We start from the raw sequence: 14,246 nt of genomic DNA on the forward strand, positions 1-14,246 counted from the left end.
TGATTAACTTTTTGTCAGGTTGCACAAAGTGAAATTTAATAATCGACCCAGACCACTTACCGTCTGTAATAACGCTTCTTCTACTGCGCCTACCGAACCGTAGATCACCAGTGCGCCGCTGAATCTATCGAGAAAACCGATATGTACATCCGCCGCCTTCATGGCTAAGTCACCGGCAATCATCGCGGTTTCGCCTGGCGTCAGCGTCATGATGCCGATAGCGCCCGCTTCGGGTACGCCGATCTTTTTCGCTAATTCCTCGCCGGGGTGCGCAATGAGATGCGCCAGCGTGACCTGTTTCCCCGGCACAAATTCCTGAATAATGCGTTCTTTTTCCATTGCTCACCGCCTCCGCTAAAACTGCCCTCATCGTGGCAATTTTTTGTCAGAGTAAATAACAAAATTCGGCAACCAGGTTTAAAAGGTGAAGTAGATCACTAAGAAAGGGAAAATAAAAAGGCGCGGGAGAAACCCGCGCCGGAAATAAATTAAAGTGAAATTACAGTGGCTGCGTTTGGGCTTCTACAACCGCCAGCGCCACCATATTAACGATACGACGAACAGAGGCGATCGGCGTTAATACGTGAACCGGTTTCGCAACCCCCATAAGCACCGGGCCAACCGTTACGCCTTCAGAACTGGAAACGCGTAGTAAGTTGTAACTAATACGGGCAGCTTCCATATTCGGCATCACCAGAATATTCGCTGAGCCTTTCAACGGACTGTCCGGCATGCGGTCATTACGGATGCTTTCCACCAGCGCGGCGTCGCCGTGCATTTCGCCGTCAATCATCAACTCTGGCGCGCGCGCCTTAATCAGCTCCAGCGCGTCGCGCATTTTGCTGGCCGACGGACAGTTAGAGGAACCAAAGTTGGAGTGCGACAGCAACGCCACCTTCGGTTCGATACCAAAGCGACGCACGGTCTCTGCCGCCATCACGGCGATTTCCGCCAGTTGCTCAGGCGTAGGATCGTCGTTGACGTAGGTATCGGCGATAAAGGTGTTACCGCTTGGCAGCAGCAAGGCGTTCATCGCCCCGGCAGTATGCACGCCGTCGCGATGACCAAATACCTCTTTCACCACGCTGAAGTGCTCATGGTAGTCGCCAATCGTACCGCAGATCATCGCATCCGCTTCGCCGCGCTGTACCATGATTGCGCCGATCACCGTAGTGTTGGCGATCACCGCACGCTGCGCCTGCTCCTGGGTAATCCCACGACGCTTCATAATCTGGTAGTACTCGCTCCAGTACTCTTTAAAGCGCGGATCGGACTCATTGTTGACGATTTCAAAATCGATGCCCGCTTTGATCTGCAGACCCAGTTTCTGGATACGCATTTCAATAACGCTCGGACGACCGATCAGGATCGGTTTTGCCAGCCCTAACGTGATCAGCTCCTGGGTAGCGTGCAGTACGCGCGCTTCTTCCCCTTCGGTCAGCACCACGCGCTTCGGCGCTTTGCGTGCCAGGGAGAAAATCGGCTTCATGAACAGGTTGGTTTTGTAGACGAATTCAGTCAGCTTATCGATGTAAGCGTCAAAGTCGGCAATCGGACGCGTTGCCACGCCGGAGTCCATCGCCGCTTTAGCCACAGCAGGGGCGATTTTGACGATCAGACGCGGGTCGAACGGTTTCGGAATGATGTATTCCGGGCCGAAGCTCAGGTCCTGATCGCCATAAGCAGAGGCCACCACTTCACTCTGCTCGGCATGCGCCAGCTCAGCAATGGCGTGCACCGCCGCCAGTTTCATCTCTTCGTTGATGGCCGTCGCACCAACGTCCAGCGCACCGCGGAAGATGAACGGGAAGCACAGGACGTTGTTAACCTGGTTCGGGTAGTCTGAACGACCAGTACAGATGATGGCGTCGGAACGCACCTCTTTTGCCAGCGGCGGCAGGATTTCCGGCTCCGGGTTGGCGAGTGCCAGAATCATTGGCGCACGCGCCATCTTCTTAACCATTTCCTGCGTCAGCACTTTCGGGCCCGAGCAGCCGAGGAAAATATCTGCGCCGTCAATGACATCATCCAGCGTACGCTTACCGTCATCCACCACCGCGTAAGCCGCTTTGGTTTCCGCCATGTTCGGTTCGCGGTCTTTGTAAATCACACCTTTGGAGTCACAGACCACAATATTGTGTTTCTGCATACCCAGCGCTACCAGCAGGTTCATACAGGCAATCGCCGCCGCACCTGCACCAGACACCACCATGCGCACGTCAGAGATATTTTTCTCAACCACCCGCAGACCGTTCAGAATAGCGGCAGTACTGATGATTGCCGTACCGTGCTGATCATCGTGGAAGACCGGAATATTCATGCGCTCGCGCAGTTTTTGCTCAATGTAGAAGCACTCTGGCGCTTTAATATCTTCGAGGTTGATACCGCCAAACGTGGGCTCCAGGGCCGCAACCACATTGATAAACTTATCCGGATCGAGTTCATCGACTTCAATGTCGAACACGTCGATCCCGGCGAATTTCTTAAACAGAACGCCTTTACCTTCCATCACCGGTTTGCCGGCCAACGCGCCAATGTTGCCGAGACCCAGCACCGCTGTGCCGTTGGAAATAACCGCAACCAGGTTGCCGCGCGCGGTGTATTTGTAGGCTGCCAGCGGGTCCTTTTCAATTTCAAGACACGGTGCAGCCACGCCCGGCGAGTAGGCCAGCGCCAGGTCGCGCTGCGTTGCCAGAGGCTTGGTCGGAGAAACCTGGATTTTACCGGGTACCGGAAATTCGTGGAAATCGAGGGCGCTTTGTTTTAACTGGTCATCCATCTTGTTGTTCCTTTCACGTATCTATCAAAAAAGTGGCGCGGGTAACCATTCTACTGAGCCGCACATTATCACCTCAGTCAACGGTACAAACTTTGAAGGTCCCCAAACTCTCACCATTCAAAGAAAGAATTTGTTATCAATTTATAACAACCATGTTACCTGCTTAATCCAGCAATACCATGCCTGTCTGCTATGCTTTTTGCTGACAACGCCCGCAATTTTCCCAAAAGTGTGAATCACAACACGCATCTAACACTTTACTTTTCAAGGAGTATTTCCTATGACCCGTAAAGAGCTTGCCAATGCCATTCGTGCGCTAAGTATGGATGCCGTCCAAAAAGCTAACTCCGGCCACCCTGGAGCACCAATGGGGATGGCCGATATCGCCGAAGTTCTGTGGAACGATTTTCTACGCCATAACCCGACCGATCCCACCTGGTACGATCGTGACCGGTTTATTCTGTCCAACGGCCACGCCTCAATGCTGCTTTACAGCCTGTTGCATCTTTCCGGTTACGACCTGCCAATCGAAGAATTAAAGAACTTCCGTCAGCTCCATTCGAAGACGCCAGGGCACCCGGAAATTGGCTACACGCCAGGCGTGGAAACCACGACAGGACCGCTGGGTCAGGGTTTAGCCAACGCCGTCGGCATGGCCATTGCCGAGCGTACGCTGGCAGCGCAGTTTAACCAGCCGGACCATGAGATTGTTAACCACTTTACCTGGGTCTTTATGGGCGACGGCTGTCTGATGGAGGGTATTTCACACGAGGCTTGTTCGCTGGCGGGCACGCTGGGGCTTGGCAAACTCATTGGCTTCTACGATCACAACGGCATCTCGATTGATGGTGAAACCGACGGCTGGTTTACCGACGATACTGCAAAACGCTTTGAGGCTTATCACTGGCATGTGGTACACGACATTGACGGTCATGACCCAGAGGCGGTGAAAAAAGCCATTCAGGAAGCGCAGGCTGTTACCGATAAACCATCGCTGATTATCTGCCGCACGGTGATTGGTTTTGGCTCACCAAATAAAGCAGGGAAAGAGGAAGCGCACGGCGCTGCGCTGGGCGAAGAAGAGGTGGCACTGACCCGGCAGAAGCTGGGGTGGCATCATCCTGCTTTTGAGATCCCCAAAGAGATTTACCGGGCGTGGGACGCACGCGAGAAAGGCGAAAAAGCGCAACAGGGCTGGAAGGAGAAATTCGCAGCTTACCAACAAGCCTACCCGGAACTGGCGGCAGAGTTTTCTCGCCGGATGAGCGGTGGGCTGCCGAAAGAGTGGGAGGCAACAACCCAGAAATATATTACCGAGCTGCAGGCCAATCCGGCCAAAATCGCCACCCGTAAGGCCTCGCAAAATACCCTTAACGCCTACGGGCCTATACTGCCAGAGCTGCTTGGCGGATCGGCGGATTTGGCCCCCAGCAACCTGACCATCTGGAAAGGCTCCTCCTCTCTTAAAGAGGATCATGCAGGAAACTACATCCACTACGGCGTGCGTGAATTTGGTATGACGGCGATTGCCAACGGTATTGCCCATCACGGGGGCTTCGTACCGTACACCGCCACGTTCCTGATGTTTGTCGAATATGCCCGAAATGCCGCGCGTATGGCGGCGCTGATGAAGGCCCGACAAATCATGGTTTATACCCACGACTCAATTGGTCTGGGGGAAGATGGTCCTACGCACCAGGCCGTTGAACAGCTCGCCAGCCTGCGCCTGACGCCTAATTTCAGTACCTGGCGACCGTGCGATCAGGTGGAGGCGGCAGTAGGCTGGAAGCTGGCAGTCGAACGTCATGACGGGCCAACGGCGCTGATCCTCTCGCGGCAGAATCTGGCACAGGTTGAGCGCACGCCAGAGCAGGTGCAGCAAATTGCCCGCGGCGGCTATGTGCTGAAGGATGGCGGCGGTAAGCCGGATGTTATTTTGATTGCTACCGGTTCAGAAATGGAAATCACGCTGCTGGCAGCGGAAAAACTGACCGGCGAAGGTCGTAACGTGCGAGTGGTTTCTCTGCCCTCAACCGATATCTTTGACGCCCAGGATGAGGCGTACCGGGAATCGGTCCTGCCAGCAAACGTCAGCGCTCGCGTGGCGGTAGAAGCAGGAATTGCTGACTACTGGTACAAATATGTCGGGCTGAAAGGGGCAATTGTTGGGATGACGGGTTATGGAGAGTCGGCTCCAGCGGACAAACTGTTCCCGTTCTTCGGCTTTACGGTAGATAACATCGTCGACAAAGCGCACAAGGTGCTTAACGCGTGATCCACAGTGTGGGCCAGGCATCTGGCCCATGCCAGTTATCGCAGCTTGGCTCCTGGGCATAGCGCACCAGGCGAAAACGTTGACCGTCGTAGCGCCAGCGGGTCTGGATACCGCAATCTGCCAACCCTCGTCCTTTAGCGAGGGTGACCAGCTCCCGCGACTTCTCGTCAAACGTAGCGTTGGTCAGCTCCATATCGCGACTTTCTGCATCCGTTTTAAACGGCAGGCTTAACCGTACCGCGCGTGAAGTCAACGGAGTCGTACGTGAAACCACCCACGCCAGATCGATGGTGTTATACGCCCCGGCCTCACAGCCAATCATCAGCAGCGCTTTATCGTCTGTTAGGGCAGTGACGCGCATCTCGCGACGCAGCGGATCGATAGAGCAACGAATACCGTTGATCCGCCAGTTACCATAGTCCAGCAGTTCACTGCGCTCCTGCTGCGTGAGAGGCGTTGGCGTTGGATTAATGACCGCTACACCTTTCAGCGCGGGGGCCGGAGGTACGCTGAGCGGAGGCTCGTCACCTTTTTCAATCCATGCGGTTTCGCTCCCCACCCGTTTTTGCTGGGCGTCGATAAACAACAATGCGGCTTTTAGCCCGACCAGCGAAAGGTTTTGCGCACCTTTTTGCAGGGTAATCGCCTTCGCGTCCTGTACGGTTTGTAAAAATGCGCTGATGGTGGCGGGATCATCGGTCGTCAGTTGCCAGGGAGTTATGCGCCAGTGCTCGCCGCTCAGCGAGAGTGGCGCACCATCCAACAGCAGACGCGGCGCAATATCGCTCTCTTTGACGCTGGACGATTCCAGCCCGCCCAGCTCAATACGCAACACGGCGTCGGTATGTGCCCCGGCGCTGCGGCTCAAGGTCATGACCAGGCCGTGGTGCTCTCCGGTATTGCGCGCCACGCAAAAATTTTGGTTATTACACGTCACCTGCCAGTCAGAAAACGCCTGTTGCGCGGGCGCAGCCCACAGCAATCGGGCGGGTAGCAACCCGAGCAGGAAAAGGAGAATAACGCGATAGCGCATGGACGGTACAACCCCGAAGTCAAAACACACAGCCTAAGCGGTATCTTCCTTGCGCGACTGATGTGGCTCAATAAGAATCGTCGGATTGGCCGTAAATTTGTAAAGAAATATAAATCCCGCGCATTAGTCCATGAGATGCGATGACTGCAAATAGTTCAGCAATAGCACCGTTTTACCGTCACGGATCTCACCCGTTTTGATCATTTCCAGCGCCTGTGTGAACGGCAGTTCCAGAACTTCAATATCTTCATCTTCCACGCCGCCACCCGCGTTTGTCCGCTGACTGTCACGGTATTGCGCGATGAAGAAGTGGATTATTTCCGTCACACCGCCCGGCGACATGTATAGCTCAAACAGTTTACGTACTTCACCCACTTCAAAGCCGGTCTCTTCAATCGCCTCTTTTCGAATACATGCTTCCGGTTCGTCGTTATCCAGCAGCCCGGCGCAGGTTTCAATCAGTTGACCGTCTTCGTTACCGTTGACCCATGTCGCAACGCGAAACTGGCGGATGAGCACCACCGTTTTCTTCTCCGGGTTATACAGCAGGATTGTGGCGCCGTTGCCACGATCGTAAACCTCACGTTTGTGACGGATCACCTCTCCATTCTTACGGGTCAGGTCATAAGTGATATTGCGCAGGACGAAGTAGTTATCGGAAAGGACTTTATCTTTGATGAGGGTAATTTTTTGCGACATACCGGCTCCACAGCAAGAAGTGAGAAATAATACTACGCCGTGAAACCGGGTTTGTCTTGGAACAATGTAGGCCTGATAAGCAAAGCGCCATCAGGCATTCATGCGGCACATTGCCGGATGGCAACGCTAACGCGTTTTATCCGGCCTACTCGCCGATTAATGAGATTTGACTGATTTTACGCCCAGCCAGTCGACGATCCCCTGGGCGGCGTGCCGCCCTTCCGCCATAGCCGTCACCACCAGGTCTGCACCGCGTACCGCGTCACCACCGGCAAAGATTTTCGGGTTACTGGTTTGATAACGGTATGCGCTTTCAACATCGGCGGCAATGCGCCCCCAGTTATCGACCTTAACGCCATGCGACTCCAGCCACGGCATGCCATGTGGGTGAAAACCAAACGCCATAATCACCGCATCTGCGGGCATCACAAACTCACTCCCGGCAATGGGAACCGGGCGACGACGGCCCTGTGCATCAGGTTCACCAAGTTGGGTACGTAAGAAACGCACACCGCTGACTCGCCCATCGGCATGCAACACCAGCTCAACCGGCTGAACGTTAAACTCGAAATTTGCCCCCTCTTCCCGGGCGTTCTTCACCTCTTTTTTCGAGCCGGGCATGTTGGCTTCATCACGACGATAGGCGCAGGTCACCTGGCTTGCGCCATGACGCAGGGCGGTTCGCACACAGTCCATTGCCGTATCGCCTCCGCCCAGCACAACCACGTTTAGTCCGGCGGTGTCGATAAACGGTTCTTCAGGCAGTTCCTCCAGCCCCATCACCTGCTTGGTGTTGGCAATCAGGAACGGCAGCGCATCATATACGCCTGGCGCGTCTTCATTTGGCAGGTCCGCCTTCATGGAACGATAGGTTCCTACGCCCACGAACACGGCATCGTAATCCTCCAGCAGCTTTTCAAGCGCGACATCCTTACCCACTTCACAGTTAAGTTCAAAATGAATACCCATGGCGCTGAAGATTTCACGGCGGCGCGCCAGCAGCGATTTGTCCAGCTTGAAGGCCGGAATACCGAACGTCAGCAAACCGCCAATTTCGGGATGGCGATCGTAGACGGTGGCGCTGATACCGCTGCGCGCCAGCACATCCGCACAGGCCAGACCCGCCGGACCCGCACCGATGATGGCAACACGCTTGTCCACTTTCTGCACATGGCTTAAGTCCGGTCGCCATCCTTTACTCAGCGCCCGATCGGAGATGTAACGCTCAATATTACCGATGGTGACTGCGCCATGCTCGCTACGCACCGTGCATGCCCCTTCGCAGAGTCGATCCTGCGGGCATACGCGTCCGGTCACCTCCGGCAGGCAGTTGGTCTGGTGAGAAAGCTCAACCGCCGCGTCGATATTCCCGGCTTTGACCAGTTCAATCCACTGCGGAATGTGGTTATGCAACGGACAGGTCCATTCGCAGATACTGTGGTCGCCGCATTTCAGGCAGCGAGAGGCTTCGCGCTCCGCCTGCGCCGTACGAAACGGCAGATAGATCTCTTCAAAGCTGGTTTTCCGGGCCTCAATCGCCAGTTTATCCGGCTCCCCGCGCGCAGGCGTCGCCTGCATTTGCTCACGTTTAGTGATGACATGTGGAACAAAATCGGTAGTGCTGGCATGCCATGGCTGGCTTTCCAGACTTGCGGTACGCAGCCTGCGCGCTTTTGACAGACCGGTAAGCGAATTTTCCGTCACCAGCTGTAACGCCTGCGCCGGACAGTTTTCTACGCAGGCGGGTCCCTGTTCACGCCCCTGGCACAGATCGCATTTGTGCGCGGTAGCTTTCACCTTCCCTTTGGCGACGGGAGTGAGTACGATCTGCATCGTGCCGAAAGGACAGGCTACAACGCACGATTTACAGCCAATACACTTTTGCGGGTTCACCTGAACGCTGTCGTTATCATGGCTAATTGCCCCGTTTGGGCAGCTTCTGGCGCAGGGTGCATCTTCGCAGTGGTGGCAGGTCACCGCGCTGCGCTGCTGCTGATGCTTAATGACGGTAATTCGGGGCTGAAAATGCCGTTGGTTCAGGACATGCTGTTCGCCATTGTGAGCCATGACGCAGGCGACCTCACAGGCATGGCATCCCAGGCACTGCTGGCTATTGACCATAATAAAACGATTCATGGCTTCCTTCTTTTTTGGTTGCAAAAACCTTATTCTTTATAAGAGTGTTATTAACCGACACGGAAGGAAGCGGCAATGTTCATTTGCCCAGGAAGCACAACTATTTATCCAGAACCTGTGGCAGATCAATTTATTTCATCGCATATGAAATTGTGTTTCAGTTACCATCCAGTTTCATGGCGTTTTATTAACATTTATCAAATACACCGCATCGTTCACGCTGTTTTCAGGCGCGACGTGTATTGTGTGAGGATGCACAAGTGACGGTAAAGCGTCCGGTCTCGGCCAGTCTGGCTAAAGCTTTTTTCTACATAGTGATGCTGTCGATTCTCTCAACGGGTATTGCGCTGCTCACGCTGACCAGCAGCTTGCGAGATGCCGAAGCCATCAACGTTGCTGGCTCATTGCGCATGCAAAGCTACCGTCTGGGTTACGATCTACAAAGCCAGAGCCCGCAGCTTAACGCCCACCGCCAGCTTTTCCAGCAGGCGCTAAACTCGCCAGCATTACAGAATCTGAACGCGTGGTATGTGCCACAAGCGGTAAAAAGCCGCTATGGACGTCTGCATGCTAACTGGCTGGAAATGAACGCCCGCCTGATCGACGGCGATTTAAAATGGTACCAGGCCAACATCAACAACTACGTCGATCAGATCGATCTCTTCGTGCTGGCGTTGCAGCATTATGCCGAGCGTAAAGTAATGCTGGTATTTGGCATCTCGCTGGCGGGCGGGATCGGCATATTCACCCTCGTCTTCTTTACCCTGCGGCGCATTCGCCAGCAGGTGGTGCGTCCGCTGAATAAACTGGTGATGGCCAGTCAGCAAATTGAACACGGTCAATTTGATATCCCACCGCTGGATACCGGTTTGCCTAATGAACTGGGATTGCTGGGCAAAACGTTTAGCCAGATGTCGAGTGAATTACACAAGCTGTACCGCTCGCTAGAAGCCTCGGTCGCAGAGAAAACCCACGATCTCCACGAAGCCAATCGCCGTCTGGAGGTGTTGTATCAGTGCTCCCAAGCGTTAAATACCAGCCAGATTGACGTGCACTGCTTCCGCCATATTTTACAGATCGTCCGCGAACATGACGCCGCGTATTTCCTTGAGCTTACCGTCGGTGATAACTGGCGGATTAGCGAAGGGACTAAAAGCCTCGAGCTGCCAATGCAAATCCTGCCAGTCACCATGCAGGAAACCGTCTACGGCGAACTGCACTGGCAAAGTCCAAACGTCAACGCTTCTACTCCGCTGCTCAACAGCGTCTCCTCGATGCTGGGACGCGGGTTGTACTTCAACCAGGCGCAAAAACATTTTCAGCAGCTGTTGTTAATGGAAGAGCGCGCGACCATTGCACGCGAGCTGCACGACTCGCTGGCGCAGGTGCTCTCTTATTTACGCATTCAGCTCACGTTGCTTAAACGTTCAATTCCGGAAGATAACGCCCCAGCGCAAAGCATTATGGCGGATTTCTCCCAGGCGCTGAATGATGCCTATCGTCAATTGCGCGAGCTGCTGACCACCTTCCGTCTGACCTTACAGCAGGCCGATTTACCCTCCGCCCTGCATGAAATGCTGGAAACGCTGCAAAATCAGACCTCAGCTAAACTCACACTCGATTGTCGGTTGCCTACGCTTGCGCTGGATGCGCAAATGCAGGTGCATCTGTTGCAGATCATCCGCGAAGCGGTGCTGAACGCCATTAAGCATGCGAGTGCGAGCGAAATTGCCGTCAGCTGCGTAACGGCTCCGGACGGCAACCACACGGTTTATATCCGCGATAACGGCATCGGCATTGGCGAGCCGCATGAGCCTGCAGGGCACTATGGACTCAATATTATGCGTGAGCGGGCGGAAAGACTGAGCGGCACGTTGACCTTCTCTCAACCTTCCGGAGGGGGAACGTTGGTGAGCATCAGTTTCCGTTCGGCTGAATCAGACAGTGAGCTAACGTAAAGAACCGCAAAGCGCCGTCGAGGTGGGATCCAGGCCTGACGGCGTTGGCACGAAAGGTATGCTGTAAACGGGCATGGTAATTTACATTATCTTCTTTTTTTCTCCACGTTTGACCCGTACCTTGCCGCTAAAGTGAAGCAAGCCATACCCATAACGATACGCAGAAACACGAGGTCCTCTTTTAATGGCGAATTTTTTCATCGATCGCCCCATTTTTGCCTGGGTGTTAGCTATCCTGTTGTGCCTGACAGGAGCCCTGGCTATTTTTTCACTGCCCGTTGAACAATATCCCGATCTGGCACCGCCAAACGTGCGGGTCACCGCCAACTATCCTGGCGCTTCGGCTCAGACTCTGGAAAACACCGTCACCCAGGTTATTGAGCAGAACATGACCGGTCTCGATAACCTGATGTACATGTCATCGCAGAGCAGCGGGACAGGTCAGGCTACGGTTACGTTGAGCTTCGTTGCCGGAACCGATCCTGACGAGGCCGTCCAGCAGGTGCAAAACCAGCTGCAATCGGCAATGCGTAAACTGCCGCAGGCGGTACAGGATCAGGGGGTCACGGTGCGTAAGACCGGGGACACCAATATTCTGACTATCGCCTTTGTCTCCACCGATGGCTCAATGGATAAGCAGGACATCGCCGACTACGTCGCCAGTAACATTCAGGATCCACTCAGCCGTATTAACGGCGTGGGAGATATTGACGCTTACGGCTCACAGTACTCCATGCGTATCTGGCTTGACCCGGCCAAACTGAACAGTTTCCAGATGACCGCTAAAGATGTGACCGACGCTATCGAGTCACAGAATGCGCAGATTGCCGTCGGACAACTTGGCGGTACGCCTTCGGTGGACAAGCAGGCGCTGAACGCGACGATCAACGCCCAGTCGCTACTGCAGACTCCGGATGAATTCCGCGCCATTACGCTACGCGTCAACCAGGATGGTTCAGAAGTTAAACTGGGCGATGTGGCGACGGTCGAAATGGGTGCTGAAAAGTATGATTACCTCAGCCGCTTTAATGGAAATCCTGCCTCCGGCCTGGGCGTGAAGCTGGCTTCAGGCGCCAATGAAATGGCGACAGCAACGCTGGTCATTAACCGTCTGAACGAGCTGTCACAGTATTTTCCGCATGGGCTGGAATATAAGGTGGCTTATGAAACCACCTCCTTTGTCAAAGCCTCAATCATCGACGTGGTAAAAACCCTGCTGGAAGCTATTGCACTGGTATTCCTCGTGATGTACCTGTTCCTGCAAAACTTCCGCGCCACGCTGATTCCCACCATCGCCGTTCCCGTCGTCCTGATGGGTACCTTCTCCGTGCTTTACGCCTTTGGCTATAGCGTTAATACCTTGACGATGTTTGCGATGGTGCTGGCGATCGGCCTGCTGGTCGATGACGCCATTGTGGTAGTGGAAAACGTCGAGCGTATTATGAGTGAGGAAGGACTCTCACCTCGGGAAGCGACACGGAAATCGATGGGGCAAATCCAGGGTGCGCTGGTCGGTATCGCCATGGTGCTGTCAGCGGTGTTTATCCCGATGGCCTTCTTCGGCGGCACTACCGGGGCTATTTACCGCCAGTTCTCGATTACTATCGTCTCCGCCATGGTGCTGTCTGTTCTGGTGGCGATGATCCTGACCCCCGCACTGTGCGCCACCCTGCTCAAACCGCTGCATAAGGGCGAGCATCACGGACAAACCGGTTTCTTCGGCTGGTTTAACCGGATGTTTAATCGCAACGCCGAGCGCTACGAAAAAGGCGTTGCCAGAATTCTGCACCGCAGCCTGCGCTGGATACTGATCTACGGCCTGCTGCTCGGTGGCATGGTTTTCCTGTTCCTGCGCCTGCCAACCTCCTTCCTGCCGCTGGAAGACCGCGGCATGTTTACCACCTCGGTACAGCTGCCCAGCGGCTCCACACAGCAGCAAACATTGAAAGTGGTTGAGGAAGTGGAGAAGTATTACTTCACCCATGAGAAAGACAACATTATGTCAGTCTTTTCCACGGTCGGTTCTGGCCCTGGCGGGAACGGTCAAAACGTGGCACGTATGTTTGTCCGCTTAAAAGACTGGGATGAGCGCGACACCACTACCGGAACCTCTTTCGCCATCATCGAACGTGCGACCAAAGCCTTTAATAAGATTAAAGAAGCCCGCGTCTTCGCCAGCAGCCCTCCGGCTATCAGCGGCCTCGGAAGCTCTGCCGGTTTCGATATGGAGCTGCAGGATCACGCCGGTGCGGGCCATGATGCGTTAATGGCCGCGCGCGACAAACTCATTGAGCTGGCCGGGAAAGACACATCCCTGACCCGCGTTCGTCATAACGGTCTGGACGACAGCCCACAGTTGCAAATTGATATCGATCAGCGCAAAGCCCAGGCTCTGGGCGTTTCCATCGACGACATCAACGACACATTGCAAACGGCCTGGGGTTCCAGCTACGTCAATGACTTTATGGACCGGGGCCGCGTGAAGAAGGTTTACGTGCAGGCGGCAGCAAAATATCGCATGCTCCCGGACGACATTAACTTGTGGTACGTCCGCAATAACAACGGTGGCATGGTGCCTTTCTCGGCCTTTGCGACTTCACGCTGGGAAACGGGTTCTCCACGTCTGGAACGCTATAACGGCTACTCCGCAGTCGAGATTGTCGGCGAAGCTGCGCCCGGCGTCAGTACCGGTACGGCAATGGACGTGATGGAATCGCTGGTGCGCCAGTTGCCGACAGGGTTTGGCCTCGAATGGACTGCGATGTCCTATCAGGAACGGCTATCGGGCTCTCAGGCCCCTGCCCTGTACGCCATTTCTCTGCTGGTCGTGTTCCTGTGTCTGGCGGCACTGTACGAAAGCTGGTCGGTACCCTTCTCCGTCATGCTGGTCGTGCCATTGGGGGTTATTGGCGCGCTATTGGCGACCTGGATGCGCGGCCTGGAAAACGATGTTTATTTCCAGGTCGGGTTACTTACCGTGATCGGGCTATCGGCGAAGAACGCAATATTGATTGTTGAATTCGCCAATGAGATGAACGAGAAAGGACACGATCTGCTCGACGCCACGCTCCATGCTTGTCGCCAACGTTTACGCCCAATTCTGATGACGTCACTGGCGTTTATCTTCGGGGTGCTGCCGATGACCATCAGCAGTGGCGCTGGCTCCGGCGGTCAACATGCGGTGGGGACTGGCGTAATGGGCGGGATGATTTCAGCCACTATCCTGGCGATTTACTTCGTTCCCCTGTTCTTTGTGCTGGTGCGCAGACGCTTCCCATTGAAGCCACGCCCAGAATAATCGGACACAAAAAAGGCGACTTACGTTGAGTCGCCTTTTTTTATCCTTTACAGGATATGAATTTCTTC

The 14,246-nt window shown here is 54.6% G+C and carries 8 protein-coding genes; 3 read left to right on the forward strand and 5 right to left on the reverse strand.

All coding sequences use genetic code 11. The features are described 5' to 3' along the window. Nucleotides 1-3: 3 nt before the first annotated feature. The gene (eutS, locus tag OGY04_RS21260) at nucleotides 4-339 is read right to left on the reverse strand and encodes an ethanolamine utilization microcompartment protein EutS (protein WP_003037995.1); all 336 of its coding nucleotides are present in this window, start codon (nucleotides 337-339) and stop codon (nucleotides 4-6) included. A gap of 160 nt (nucleotides 340-499) precedes the next feature. Continuing rightward, a complete protein-coding gene (maeB, locus tag OGY04_RS21265) occupies nucleotides 500-2,779 on the reverse strand; it encodes an NADP-dependent oxaloacetate-decarboxylating malate dehydrogenase (protein WP_234096702.1) in 2,280 nt (759 codons plus the stop codon). A gap of 280 nt (nucleotides 2,780-3,059) precedes the next feature. Here maeB and tkt point away from each other — a divergent pair, with 280 nt between their 5' ends. Then, nucleotides 3,060-5,054: a transketolase gene (gene tkt, locus OGY04_RS21270; protein ID WP_003835065.1), complete on the forward strand. Its 1,995-nt coding sequence runs from the start codon at nucleotides 3,060-3,062 to the stop codon at nucleotides 5,052-5,054. Here tkt and OGY04_RS21275 read toward each other — a convergent pair. The 3 genes from OGY04_RS21275 to aegA form a co-directional block, all read right to left on the reverse strand. Continuing rightward, on the reverse strand, nucleotides 5,044-6,087 hold the full coding sequence (locus OGY04_RS21275; RefSeq protein WP_008785425.1) for a DUF1176 domain-containing protein: 1,044 nt from the start codon (nucleotides 6,085-6,087) through the stop codon (nucleotides 5,044-5,046). The two genes, tkt and OGY04_RS21275, sit on opposite strands and share 11 nt — an antisense overlap. Before the next feature lie 123 nt (nucleotides 6,088-6,210). Next, the gene (gene nudK, locus OGY04_RS21280; protein ID WP_008785426.1) at nucleotides 6,211-6,786 is read right to left on the reverse strand and encodes a GDP-mannose pyrophosphatase NudK; all 576 of its coding nucleotides are present in this window, start codon (nucleotides 6,784-6,786) and stop codon (nucleotides 6,211-6,213) included. A gap of 156 nt (nucleotides 6,787-6,942) precedes the next feature. Continuing rightward, on the reverse strand, nucleotides 6,943-8,922 hold the full coding sequence (gene aegA / locus OGY04_RS21285; RefSeq protein WP_048215802.1) for a formate-dependent uric acid utilization protein AegA: 1,980 nt from the start codon (nucleotides 8,920-8,922) through the stop codon (nucleotides 6,943-6,945). Between the two features lie 260 nt (nucleotides 8,923-9,182). Between aegA and narQ the strand changes: the two genes are divergently transcribed. Together narQ and acrD are read left to right on the forward strand one after the other, a co-directional pair. After that, on the forward strand, nucleotides 9,183-10,880 hold the full coding sequence (narQ, locus tag OGY04_RS21290; RefSeq protein ID WP_032944178.1) for a nitrate/nitrite two-component system sensor histidine kinase NarQ: 1,698 nt from the start codon (nucleotides 9,183-9,185) through the stop codon (nucleotides 10,878-10,880). A 184-nt stretch (nucleotides 10,881-11,064) separates the two neighbouring features. Further along, nucleotides 11,065-14,178, forward strand: coding sequence for a multidrug efflux RND transporter permease AcrD (gene acrD / locus OGY04_RS21295; RefSeq protein WP_079935150.1), 3,114 nt, complete (start codon nucleotides 11,065-11,067; stop codon nucleotides 14,176-14,178). Nucleotides 14,179-14,246: the final 68 nt, after the last annotated feature.

It is taken from the genome of Citrobacter sp. Cpo091 (assembly GCF_030332645.1).
Taxonomy (GTDB): Bacteria; Pseudomonadota; Gammaproteobacteria; order Enterobacterales; family Enterobacteriaceae; genus Citrobacter; species Citrobacter portucalensis.